The sequence below is a fragment of the Streptomyces tropicalis genome (assembly GCF_029269835.1).
Classification (GTDB): Bacteria; Actinomycetota; Actinomycetes; order Streptomycetales; family Streptomycetaceae; genus Streptomyces; species Streptomyces tropicalis.
Map to the genome: position 1 here is coordinate 1 of NZ_JARJBB010000022.1, position 12,644 is coordinate 12,644.

The following is a 12,644-nucleotide window of genomic DNA, read 5'->3' on the forward strand; positions in this document are numbered from 1 at the left end:
AGGCGCCGTACAGGGCGCGTTCGCGTTCGACGAGCAGGGGGTGCGGGTCGCTCGCGGTGACCAGTTCCCGCAGGGGGTGGCGGGCCAGGACCGCGCTCACCTCCGGCGTCAGCCCCGCAGCCAGCCGGGCCGGCGCGGGTCGGCTCTCGTCCCGCAGCGCCGCCACCGCCGCGCGCACCGCGGCGCGTCCGCGGTCCCCTTCCGGGATCCCGGCGGCCGCCCGCTCGTACAGGCGCGCCCCCTCCTCCAGGACCAGCTCCGTGTCCTGGCCCGCGGGGATCTTGATCCGGGCGTGGTGGCGCCAGGTCGTGACCGGGTCCGACCACGCCTCGACCGTGTACGTCCAGTCGCCGGGCTCGCCGGCGGTCACGGTGGCGCCCCAGCGGTCGGTGCCGGGGGCCAGCTCGCGCATCGGGGTCCACGGGCCCTCGCGGCCCTCCGGGTCACGCAGGACGACGTTGGCGGCGACGGCGTCGTGGCCCTCGCGGAAGACGGTCGCCGAGACCTCGAACTCCTCCCCGGCCACCGCCTTGGCGGGCCGGCGGCCGTGCTGCACGACCGGGCGGACGTCGAGGACCGGGATCCGTCCCACGGCGGTGCGGGGGGCGGCGGAGGATCGCTCCGCGGCCGGCGGACCGGCGTCCCGGGGGCGCGCGGAGGGCGCTCCGGGGCCGGGGGTGCTCGTGGTCGGGGGTGCTGCCGGGTGGTGCGTGGCGGGCATGACCGCTCCTGTCCGCGTCAACGAGGGTGTGGGCGGATGTGTGTGGGGAGGTGGGTCCTGCGGGTCAACCTGTGCGGCGTACCGGTGGAGCCTTCCCACCCTATTCGGGTGAGCAATCCGGCACTTTGTTAACTACCCGCGCGTATGTCTACGGACAAGTCCGGCCCGGCGCGGAGTGTGACGGAGCGTCGGCCTCCGGACCGCCCCGCGCAGCGGGTCCCGGCGCAGGTCCGTCCGGGGCACCCGGCGCCGCCCGTGCCGCCCCGCCGCCCGCGCCGGCGGTCCCCGCCGGGCTCCTGAACTGGCACAACTCGTCGACGCATCCGGCAGGTCGGGGGCGCGTAAACCCATTCAGGGGCGTGCACCGATGCCTTGCACGCCCCTAGTTCCGGTCCGATGCCGTCCCGGCACACCCACCGGCCCACCGCAGCAGGAGGGACGGGAGCGCAACCGGGGACATTCGGATTCTGTCCGAATCTCGCCCCGCGCACGGCGGGGGCGCGGACGGTCGCCCTCCGCCACTCGGCGTACCGGCACTGCCCCCCGCGGCGCAACGGGGGTGCGACGCGGTGGGGATGGGACGGCCGGGGCGCGCCGCCGGCGTGGGCCGGCGCCGCGCCGGTCACCCCGGCGCGCCCCGACCGCCGTCCGGGCGCCGGGCCGTTCCGGCCGAAGCCCGCCCCACGGCCCCGGCTCCCAGCGGTGGCCCCGCCGGCACCGGTACGGTGCTGAGTGACGGGACGCACAACGTCGTGCGTCCATCCAGCAATGCGCCGAGGTGGAATGTGAAGGCGATCCGTCGGTTCACCGTCCGTCCCGTTCTCCCCGAACCCCTCCGGCCGCTCAGCGGGCTGGCGCGCAACCTGCGCTGGTCCTGGCACGCCGAGACGCGCGACCTGTTCCAGTCCGTCGACCCGGAACGCTGGGTCTCCTGCGGCGGCGACCCGGTGCGCCTGCTCGGCAGCGTGCCCCCGGCACGGCTCGCCGAGCTGGCCCAGGACCGCCGCTTCCTGCGCCGCCTCACCGCGGCCGCCGACGACCTGCACGACTACATGAGCGGCGACCGCTGGTACCAGACCCGGTCCGCGCGGGCCGAGGAGCTGCCCGCGGCCGTCGCCTACTTCTCGCCCGAGTTCGGGGTCACCGCCGCCCTGCCGCAGTACTCCGGCGGCCTCGGCATCCTCGCCGGCGACCACCTGAAGGCGGCCAGCGACCTCGGTGTGCCCCTGATCGGCGTGGGGCTGCTCTACCGGCACGGCTACTTCCGGCAGACCCTGTCCCGGGACGGCTGGCAGCAGGAGCACTACCCCGTCCTGGACCCCAACGAGCTGCCCGTCTCCCTGCTGAAGGAGGCCGACGGCTCCGCGGCCCGGATCTCCCTCGCGCTGCCCGGCGGCCGGTCCCTGCACGCCCGCGTCTGGCGGGCCCAGGTCGGGCGGATCCCGCTGCTGATGCTCGACTCCGACATCGAGGACAACGACCTCGGCGAACGCGCGGTGACCGACCGGCTCTACGGCGGCGGCAGCGAGCACCGGCTGTTGCAGGAGATGCTGCTGGGCATAGGAGGGGTCCGTGCGGTGCGCACGTACTGCCGCCTCACCGGCCACCCCGAGCCGGAGGTCTTCCACACCAACGAGGGGCACGCGGGCTTCCTCGGCCTGGAGCGCATCGCGGAACTGTGCGACGGCGGGCTGGACTTCGACGCCGGTCTGGAGGCGGTGCGCGCGGGGACCGTCTTCACCACCCACACCCCCGTCCCGGCGGGCATCGACCGCTTCGACCGCGAGCTGGTCGCCCGCCACTTCGGCGCCGGTGCGGAACTGCCCGGCATCGAGGTCGAGCGGATCCTGCAGCTCGGCATGGAGACCTACCCGGGCGGCGAGCCGAACCTGTTCAACATGGCCGTGATGGGGCTGCGCCTGGCCCAGCGCGCCAACGGCGTCTCGCTGCTGCACGGGCGGGTCAGCCGGGAGATGTTCTCCGGGCTGTGGCCGGGCTTCGACCCCGACGAGGTGCCGATCACCTCGGTCACCAACGGCGTGCACGCCCCGACCTGGGTCGCCCCGGAGGTCTTCCGGCTCGGGGCCCGGCAGATCGGCGCCCAGCGCACCGAGGACGCGCTGTCCGTCGGCGGCTCGGACCGCTGGGACACCGTCGCCGACATTCCCGACCAGGACATCTGGGACCTGCGCCGGGATCTGCGCGAGCAGCTCGTGACCGAGGTGCGACGGCGGCTGCGGGCCTCCTGGCGGCAGCGCGGGGCGGGCACGGCCGAGCTGGGCTGGGTCGACGGCGTGCTCGACCCGGACGTGCTGACCATCGGGTTCGCGCGGCGGGTGCCGTCGTACAAGCGGCTGACACTGATGCTGCGGGACCGGGACCGGCTGATGGACCTGCTGCTGCACCCCGAGCGGCCGATCCAGATCGTGGTCGCCGGCAAGGCGCACCCGGCGGACGACGGCGGGAAGCGGCTGGTGCAGGAGCTGGTCCGGTTCGCCGACGACCCGCGGGTGCGGCACCGGATCGCGTTCCTCCCGGACTACGGCATGGCCATGGCGCAGAAGCTCTACCACGGCTGCGACGTCTGGCTGAACAACCCGCTGCGGCCGCTGGAGGCGTGCGGCACGTCCGGCATGAAGGCCGCGCTCAACGGCTGCCTCAACCTGTCGGTGCTGGACGGCTGGTGGGACGAGTGGTTCCAGCCCGACTTCGGCTGGGCGATCCCCACCGCGGACGGACTGGCCACCGACCCCGACCACCGCGACGACGTGGAGGCGGCCGCCCTGTACGACCTGCTGGAGCAGCGGGTCGCGCCCCGGTTCTACGAGCGGGGCCGCGGCGGGCTGCCCGACCGCTGGATCGAGATGGTCCGGCGGACGCTGACCCTGCTCGGGCCGAAGGTGCTGGCCGGCCGCATGGTCCGCGAGTACGTCGACCGCCTGTACACCCCGGCCGCGCACGCCCACCGCGCGATGGAGCCGGACGCGGCGCGCGAACTCGCGGCCTGGAAGGCGCGGGTGCGGGCGGCCTGGCAGGGGGTGAGCGTGGACCACGTGGAGACCACCGCCGCTCCGTCGACCGCGGAACTGGGCAGCACGCTCGGGCTGCGGGTCCGGGTCGGCCTCGGCGAACTCGGCCCGGGAGACGTCGAGGTGCAGGCCGTCTCCGGCCGGGTGGACGAGGAGGACCGCATCGCGGACGCCTCCACGGTCCCGCTGAAGCCCGTCGGCGGACCCGACGGCGAGGGCCGCTGGACCTACGAGGGCCCCCTCGCCCTGGACCGCACCGGCCCCTACGGCTACACGGTCCGCATCCTGCCGTCCCACCGTCTGCTGGCCTCCGGCGCGGAACCGGGCCTGCTGACGGTGCCGTCGGAGGAGGCGGGGGAGGGAGCCGGCGTCCTGATGCGCTGACCGCGGTCCGTCCGCCGGACCCGCGTGACGGACTTTGTCCACCGGGACCTGCCGGCGCGGCCGCGGTGCGTGGGACCCGGGCCTGCGCACGCCGGCCCGGGTCCCGTGCGACCTCGGTCCGCGTCCCGGCGGCGGGGTCGTGCGCACGCCCGTCCGGTCGGAGCGTCAGTCTTCGGACACGTCCGCGCACAGCCTGCGGAGCGCGGCGCCGCAGCGCCGGGCGTACGCGTGCTGCAGGCCCCGGCCCGCCGCACCGCCCGCGCGGGTGTACCACTTGGCCGGGCGGCTGAAGGCGGACACGGTCAGCCAGACCGTGCCGTCGCCGGTGCGGTCCACCACGAAGGACTCCTCGCCGCACTCCGGGTGGCCGGGCAGGGTGCCGTACGCCCACCCGGCGCGGCGCGCCTCGCCGGACGTCCAGACCACCCGGCAGGGCGCCTTGATCACGCCGGCCAGGGTGAGGGTGACGTCGACGCCGGGGGCGGCCCGCTCGGCGCCCGCGTCGACACCGACACCGATCGCACGGTGCATCTCCCAGGTCAGCAGGGCCTCCGACGCCCGCCGGAACACCTCCTCGCCCTCGCCGATGCGGGTGCGCACGTGCAGGTGGTGGTATCCGGGCGGGCAGGTGGAGGGGGCGTCGCGGGTCGCGCCCACCTCCTCGTAGGTGAAGTCCTCCGAAGACATGGGCCCCAGCGTAAAGCGGCACCCGGGGACGTTGCCGTCCCGGGTGCCGCTTGTCCCGACCAGCGTGTCGTCAGGCCACGTTCACCGCGGACCAGGCCTTGCCGACCGCGTTGTACTCGGTGCTGCCGGAGCCGTACAGGTCCTTCGCCGCGTTCAGGGTCGCCGTGCGGGCGGCCTTGTAGTCCGTGGACGAGGTCATGTACGTGGTGAGCGCCTTGTACCAGATCTGCAGCGCCTTGTCCCGGCCGATGCCGGTGACGGTGGAGCCGTCGGACGTCGGCGAGTCGTAGTCGACGCCGTTGATCGTCTTCTTGCCGCTGCCCTCGGACAGCAGGTAGAAGAAGTGGTTCGCGACGCCGGACGAGTAGTGCACGTCCAGGCCGCCCACGCTGGAGGACCAGGCGTCGGCGGAGCCGCCGTCCTTGCTGGGCTTGTCCATGTAGCGCAGCGGGGTGCCGTCGCCGTTGATGTTGATCTTCTCGCCGATGAGGTAGTCGCCGACGTCGGTGGTGTTCTTGGCGTAGAACTCGACGCCGGTGCCCATGATGTCGCTGGTGGCCTCGTTCAGGCCGCCGGACTCACCGGTGTACTCCAGGCCGGCGGTGTTGGAGGTGACGCCGTGGCTCATCTCGTGGCCGGCGACGTCGAGCGCGGTCAGCGGGTCGTTGTCCCCGGATCCGTCGCCGTAGGTCATGCAGAAGCAGCCGTCGTCCCAGAAGGCGTTGACGTACGCCTTGCCGTAGTGGACGCGGGAGTAGGCGCCGACGCCGTTGTTCTTGATGCCGTTGCGGCCGAAGGTGTCCTTGTAGAAGTCCCAGGTCTCCTGGGCGCCGTAGGCGGCGTCGGCGGCGGCGGTCGCCGCGTTCCCGTTGGTGCCGTCGCCCCAGGTGTCGCTGGACTGCGAGAAGAGCGTGCCGGTGCCGTTGGTCCCGTGGTTCAGGTTGTACGTCTTGTGGCCGCCGCGCGAGGCGTCGGTGAGCGTGTACGACGAACCCGACTGGCTCGACGTCAGGTTGACCTGGCCGCTGTAGTGGGTCTTGCCGACCCCGGTCTCGATGCCCTGGTACTGGAAGAGCTTCTTGCCGGTGGCGGCGTCGGTGATGACGTGCAGCTGGTTCGGGGTGCCGTCGTCCTGGAGGCCGCCGACGACGGTCTCGTAGGCGAGGACGGGCGTGCCGGTGGCCGCCCAGATCACCTTGCGCGGGGCGCGGTCGGCGCTGGACCTGGCCGAGCCGGCGGCCTTCGCCACGCCCAGGGCCTGCTTCTCGGCGGTGGCCGCGGCGATCTGGGGCTTGAGCGAGGCGAGCTTCAGGGGCGCCGTGGTCGCTCTGGTCACGCCCTCGGCCTTGCCTGCCTTCGAGGTGTGGACGATCAGGTCGCCGCCCAGGACCGGCAGACCGGCGTAGGTGCGCTCGTAGCGGGTGTGGACGGTGCCGTCGACGTCCTTGACGACGTCCTTGACGACCAGCTTCTCCTGGCCGCCCAGGCCTATCTTCTGCGCGGTCGCGGGTGCGCCGGCCTGCGCCTGCTGGATCAGCGTGGTGCGGGCGGCCGCGGAGAGCGTGGCCGGTGCGGCGGCCAGCGGGCTGCGGCCGGGGGCCGGCTGCGCGGAGGCCGTGCTGGTCAGGGCGGTGCTCAGGAGGGCTCCGGCGGCGACGGCGGTGGCCACGGCCAGAGTGGTGCGCTGGTGACGCGCGTAGCGGGGGGTCACACAAGCTCCTTGTGGGGGGAAGTCCGGTCGGTGTGGGGCCGGCCGGAACGGTTGTGGAGGTTGCTGTGCTCGTGCGGCGGTTCAGGAAGAGTGACACCCCAGGCGCGTACATGTCAGGGGGGTGAAGTGATGTTGACCAAAAAGGATCTGTCCGGTTTATGTTTCCGACATGTGAACGGGCGCCGCCCCGGGGTCCTTTCGACCTCCGGAACGGCGCCCTGTCGTACGGGCCCTGCGGGCTTACGGGAAGGTGATCTTCCAGTCGTCGATGTAGCCGGTGTCGTACGACGCCACGTCCTGGACGCGCAGTTTCCAGGTTCCGTTGGCCGTTTCGGTGGACGCGTTGACCGTGTAGGTCTGGTGCACGTCGGCCGCCGAGTCGGAGCCGCTGGAGTTCTTCAGCCGGTACGCCTTGCCCGACGGACCGACCAGGTCGACGACGAGGTCGCCGCGGTAGGTGTGGACGATGTCGACCGAAACCTGAAGGTTCGACGGGGCGTTGCCGGTGCGGCCGGTGACGGCGATCGACGAGGTGACCGCGGGACCGTTGTCGGGGATGGACACGTCGCTGCTGTTCTCGAACGTCGTGCCACCGCCCCCGCCGCCGCCACCGGAGCGCGAGCCGACCGCGATGGCCGCCCAGGCGTCCTGCACGGCCTTGTACTCGGCGCCGGTGGTGCCGTACAGCTCGCCGGCCGCGGCCAGCGTGCCGGTGCGGGCGGACGCGTAGTTGGTGGTCGAGGTGAACTTGGTGGTGAGCGCCCGGTACCAGATCTGCAGGGCCTTGTCGCGGCCGATGCCGGTGACCGGGAGACCGTCCGCCGTCGGCGAGTTGTAGCTGACGCCGTTGATCACCTTGGCGCCGCTGCCCTCGGACAGCAGGTAGAAGAAGTGGTTCGCCGGGCCGGACGAGTAGTGCACGTCCAGGTTGCCGAGGCCGGAGTACCAGCTGTCCTTGGACCCGCCGTCCTTGCTGGGCTTGTCCATGTAGCGCAGCGGGGTGCCGTCGCCGTTGATGTTGATCTTCTCGCCGATGAGGTAGTCGCCGACGTCGGAGCTGTTGTTGGCGTAGAACTCGACGCCGGTGCCCATGATGTCGCTGGTGGCCTCGTTCAGGCCGCCGGACTCGCCGCTGTAGTTGAGGCCGGCGGTGTTGGACGTGACGCCGTGGCTCATCTCGTGGCCGGCGACGTCCAGCGAGGTCAGCGGGTCGTTGTTCGCCGAGCCGTCGCCGTAGGTCATGCAGAAGCAGCTGTCGTCCCAGAAGGCGTTGACGTAGGAGTTCCCGTAGTGGACGCGGGAGTAGGCGCCGACGCCGTTGTTCTTGATGCCGTTGCGGCCGAAGGTGTTCTTGTAGAAGTCCCAGGTGACCGCGGCACCGTAGTGGGCGTCCGCGCCCGCCGTCGCCGCGTTCGACGTGGTGCCGTTGCCCCACGTGTCGCTGGACTGCGAGAAGAGGGTGCCGGTGCCGGAGGTGCCGTGGTTCAGGTTGTAGGTCTTGTGACCGCCACGGGCGCCGTCGGTGAGGTTGTACGTCGACCCGGACTGCGTGGTGGTCAGCGTCACCTGGCCGCTGTACTGGGTGTTGCCGACGCCGGTCTCGATGCCCTGGTACTCGTAGAGCTTCTTGCCGGTGGCCGCGTCGGTGATGACGTGCAGCTGGTTGGGGGTGCCGTCGTCCTGGAGGCCGCCGATCACGGTCTCGTAGGCGAGGACGGGCTTGCCGGTGGCCGCCCAGATCACCTTGCGCGGGGCCATGCCGGCGCCCGGCTTGGTGGCGCCCAGCGACTTGGCCTGCTGGAGGGCCTGCGTCTGGGCGGCGGCCTTCGTCACCTTCGGGGTGAGGGACGCGACCTTGACCGACGCGTTCGTCGCCCTGGTGACGTGCTGGGTGCGCCCGTTCGCCGTGTCGACGACGAGGTCGCCGCCGAGCACCGGCAGGCCGGCGTAGGTGCGCTCGTAGCGGGTGTGCAGGGCGCCGTCGGCGTCCTTGACGATGTCCTTGACGACCAGCTTCTCCTGGGCGCCGAGGCCTATCGCCTTCGCCGTCCGCGCCTTCGCGCCGTCGGCGTCGCGGAGCAGCTCCGCGCGCTGCGACGGCGTGAGCTTCACGGCGAGGTGGGCCGGGTTGGCCCTGCCCGCGGGGGCCTTGGCCGGGTCGGCGCTCGCGGCGCCCGACTGGACGGCCACGGCGACCAGGGCGGCGACGCCGGCCAGGGCGATGCCGGCCGTGCGGCGGTGGGTGCTGTGGGAGGTGCGTCTGCGAGAGGAACTGCTTCTCAACACTGACTCCTTCTGCGTGGCCGCGGGTCACACGGCCAGGGGGATCCGGACGGAGGTGGGCCGTCCGGGCAGAACTGGGGAATGCGGAACCAGATGCGGCAGTGCAGGCCGGGCACGGCGATGGAAATGTGGGGGTGCTGTGGGGTTGCTGTGCCGGTGGCCGTGGGAAGAGTGGCAGGAGATCGCGTGTCCTGTCAGGAGCGCGTCAGAAAGTTGGCCGGAAATCGTTCGTTGTCCGGTTGTTCATGTTCGGTATACGAACGGGTCACGGATCAAGGGGCGGCGTGGCCACCGGCCGTCCCGGAGGGGGCCGCACCGTCCGCGACGGGCTCCGGACCCGGATCCCCGGCGTCCTCCCCGTGCCAGGTGCGCCACAGCGCCGCGTACGCCCCGCCGGCCGCCACCAGCTCGTCGTGCGTGCCCAGTTCGCACAGCCGGCCGTCCGCCATCACCGCGACCCGGTCGGCGTCGTGGGCGGTGTGCAGGCGGTGCGCGATCGCGATGACGGTCCGCCCGCGCAGCACCGCGGCCAGAGCGCGCTCGGTGTGCCGGGCGGTCGCCGGGTCGAGGAGCGCGGTGGCCTCGTCCAGGATCAGCGTGTGCGGGTCGGCCAGCACCACCCGGGCCAGGGCGAGCTGCTGGGCCTGCGAGCCGTCGGTGCCGGCCCCCTCCCCGCCCAGCTCGGTGTCCAGGCCCTCCGGAAGCTCCCGCACCCACCCGTCGGCGCCGACCGCGGCCAGCGCCGACCACAACGCCTCGTCCCCGGCGGCCGGTTCGGCGATCCGCAGATTGTCGCGGACCGTGCCGAGGAAGACATGGTGCTCCTGGGTGACCAGGACGACCTGGCGGCGCAGCCGCTCCGGATCCAGGCCGGCGATCGACACCCCGCCCACCGTCACCGACCCGGCGCCGGGCGTGTCGACGCCCGCCAGAAGCCGGCTCAAAGTGGTCTTGCCCGCCCCGGACGGGCCCACCACGGCCAGCCGCTCCCCGGGGCGCACGGTCAGGTCGACCCCGCACAGCACCTCCGCGCCGCCGGGTGCGTAGGCGTAGCGCACACCGGCGACCTCGATCCGGTCGTCCGCCGGCTCCACCGCGCACGCGGCCGGCGCGGCGGTCCCGGAGGACCGGGCCAGGCCCTCCACACGGGCGAAGGAGGCGCCGCTGCTCTGCAGTTGCTCGACCCACATCAGCACCCGGTCCAGCGGCTCCGCGAGCTGCCGCAGGAACAGCGCCGCCGCCACCACGGCGCCCAGGCTCAGCACCCCCCGCGCGTGCAGCACCCCGCCCACCAGCAGCACGGCCGCCACCGGCAGCACGTACGCCACCTCCACCACCGGGAAGAACACCGTGCGCAGGCGCAGCGTGTACATGCGGGTGCGCCGGGACTCCTCCAGGGCGTCCCGGCTCGCCGCGGTCCGCCGCCGCTCCAGCCGGAACGCCTCCACGGTGCGCGCCCCCGAGGCGGTGGCCGCCAGCGACTCCGCCACCTCGGAGGTGGCCGCCCCCTCGGTCAGGTAGCCGTCCATCGCCCGGCGCAGGTACCAGCGCAGCCCCCACCAGATCGGACCCAGCCCGAGCACCCCGGCCAGTCCGAGCAGCGGGTCGATGGCGAACACCGCGGTCACCACGAACAGCGCCTGCACGGCGTTGACGAGCAGCTCCGGCGCGGCGTCGCGCAGGGTGGTGCCGATCGCGGCCACGTCGGCGGTGCCGCGGGCCGTCAGGTCGCCCGTGCCGGCCCGCTCCACGACCGCGGCGGGCAGTGCCAGCGCCCGCTCGACGAACTCCTCGCGCACCCGGGCCAGCGTGCGCTCCCCGAACCGGTGCCCCACGTACCGCGCCCATCGCGCCAGCAGCAACTGCACCACCGCGCAGGCCAGGATGGCGGGCGCCGTCCGGTCCACCACGGCCACCCCCTGTCCGGCCCGGACCGCGTCGACGATCCGCCCGAGCAGCCAGGGCCCGGCCAGCCCCGCCGCCGCGGCCAGTGCGTTCAGCGCCAGCATGGCCGCGAAGGCCCGCCGGTCCGCCCGCACCAGCCGCAGCGTCGCCCGCCGCACCTCGGCCGCACCGGCCACGGGCAGCCGTCCCGGTGTGTTCCGCCCCGGTGCGGACCGGCCCGGCGTCATCGGGCGGTCTCCGTGTCCCGTGCCACCAGCGCCCGGTACTCCGGCTCCGACGCGAGGAGTTCGCGGTGGGTGCCGGTGGCGGCGACCTTGCCGTCCACCAGGTGCAGCACCACCTCGGCCCGGTCCAGCACCAGGGGCGACGTGGTGGTGACGAGCGTGGTCCGGCCGTCGCGCGCCGCCCGCAGCCGGTCCGCCACCGCCGCCTCGGTGTGCGCGTCCAGCGCGGAGGTCGGCTCCACCGCGAGCAGCACCTCCGGACCCGCCAGCAGCGCCCGCGCCAGCCGCACCCGCTGCCGCTGGCCCCCGGAGAGGCTGCGGCCCTGCTCGGTCACGGCCGACCCGAGCCCCTCCGGCAGGCTCCGCACGACGTCGTCGGCGGCCGTCGCGTGCAGCGCCCGCGCCACCGCCGCCGCGTCGTGCTCCCGCCGGCCCGACACCAGCTCGCCGAGGGGGCCGGCGAACAGGGCCGCCTCGTGGTCGGCGACCAGGATGCGCGCCCGGACCTCGGCCAGCGGCACCTCGGCCAGCGGCACGCCGCCCCAGGTCACCGCCGTCGGCGCGTACCTGCCCAGCCGGTCCACGACCGCGGCCGCGTCGGCGGGGCGGGCGCAGACCAGCGCCGTCAGCAGGCCCGGCCGCACCCGCGCGCCGGACTCCGGGTCGTACAGCACCGAGGGCTCCGCCGGCGCCCGCCGGCCGGCCGGGTCGGGGGCGGGCGTCAGCCGCAGCAGCCGGACCACCCGGCGGGCGGCCACCACCCCGCGGCTGATGTCGTACCCCATCTGGACGAGGAACTCCACCGGCGCGGACAGGACCGCGACGTACCCGTACACCGACACCAGCTCGCCCACGGTGATCGCGCCGAGCGCGGCGAGCCGGGCCGCCTGCCAGGTCACCACGGCGAGGAACAGCGAGGGCAGTCCGACCGAGGACGACTGGATCCAGCTGGTCACCGAGCCCACCCGGTAGCCCTGCGCCCGCAGCCGCTGCGAGTCGCGGCGGAAGGCGTCGGCGACCAGCGCCTTGCCGCCCAGGCCGTTGAGGACGCGCAGGCCGCCCGCCAGGTCGCCGATCCGGGCGGTCAGCAGGCCCTGCCGCTGCCGGTACTCGCCCTCCGCCCCCTGGAGCCGCCCGAGGAGCGGGCCCACGACCAGCGCGATCGCCGGCACCCCGAGCAGCACCACCGCGGCCAGCTGCGGCGACACCGAGAGCAGCAGCCCGGCCACGACCGCGCACGCCACCACCGATCCCAGCCCGGGGCCCACCACGGTCAGCGCCTGGCTGATCGTCTTCACGTCGCCCACGCCGATGGTGACGACCTCCCCGGCCCCGCCCGGCAGCGCCGCGCCCAGCCGCACGGCCTGCTGGACGACGACCTTGACGGTGCGGAAGTTGGCGTCCATCCGGACCCGCGTCATCGTGCGGTGCCGCAGGACGCTCACGCCGGCGGCCGCCGCCCCCGCCGCCAGCAGGGCGCCGGTCCAGCCCGTGAGCGCGGCCGGGTCGCCGGGTGCCAGGCCGTCGTCGACCGCGCGGGACAGCAGGTACGGCGTCACGGCCAGCAGGGCCATCCAGGCCCCGCCCAGCACGGCTCCGGCCAGGCACCGGCCCGGCTGCCGCCGCACCAGCCACCACAGATAACCGGCTCCACCGCGGCACTCCGGGCTGCCGGGGTCCTCGTACGCGTCGATCATCCG

7 protein-coding genes are annotated in these 12,644 nt (G+C 74.0%); 1 reads left to right on the forward strand and 6 read right to left on the reverse strand.

The window, feature by feature from the left end:
- Positions 1-721, reverse strand: a 721-nt coding sequence (locus P3H78_RS28020; RefSeq protein ID WP_276111970.1) for a maltotransferase domain-containing protein, incomplete at its 3' end; no start/stop codon positions are given.
- 785 nt (positions 722-1,506) lie between these two features.
- Here P3H78_RS28020 and P3H78_RS28025 point away from each other — a divergent pair.
- Positions 1,507-4,134, forward strand: coding sequence for a glycosyltransferase family 1 protein (locus P3H78_RS28025; RefSeq protein WP_276111971.1), 2,628 nt, complete (start codon positions 1,507-1,509; stop codon positions 4,132-4,134).
- Positions 4,135-4,299: 165 nt separating this feature from the next.
- Here P3H78_RS28025 and P3H78_RS28030 read toward each other — a convergent pair whose 3' ends face one another.
- The 5 genes from P3H78_RS28030 to P3H78_RS28050 form a co-directional block, all read right to left on the reverse strand.
- The gene (locus P3H78_RS28030) at positions 4,300-4,821 is read right to left on the reverse strand and encodes a DUF1990 domain-containing protein (RefSeq protein ID WP_276111972.1); all 522 of its coding nucleotides are present in this window, start codon (positions 4,819-4,821) and stop codon (positions 4,300-4,302) included.
- A gap of 70 nt (positions 4,822-4,891) precedes the next feature.
- Complete coding sequence (locus tag P3H78_RS28035; RefSeq protein WP_276111973.1) at positions 4,892-6,532, reverse strand: M4 family metallopeptidase; 1,641 nt, start codon at positions 6,530-6,532, stop codon at positions 4,892-4,894.
- A gap of 240 nt (positions 6,533-6,772) precedes the next feature.
- On the reverse strand, positions 6,773-8,815 hold the full coding sequence (locus P3H78_RS28040) for a M4 family metallopeptidase (protein WP_276111974.1): 2,043 nt from the start codon (positions 8,813-8,815) through the stop codon (positions 6,773-6,775).
- A 272-nt stretch (positions 8,816-9,087) separates the two neighbouring features.
- A complete protein-coding gene (locus P3H78_RS28045) occupies positions 9,088-10,947 on the reverse strand; it encodes an ABC transporter ATP-binding protein (RefSeq protein ID WP_276111975.1) in 1,860 nt (619 codons plus the stop codon).
- A complete protein-coding gene (locus P3H78_RS28050) occupies positions 10,944-12,641 on the reverse strand; it encodes an ABC transporter transmembrane domain-containing protein (RefSeq protein WP_276112032.1) in 1,698 nt (565 codons plus the stop codon). Before P3H78_RS28050 ends, P3H78_RS28045 begins: the two co-directional genes overlap by 4 nt.
- Between the last annotated feature and the right edge of the window lie 3 nt (positions 12,642-12,644).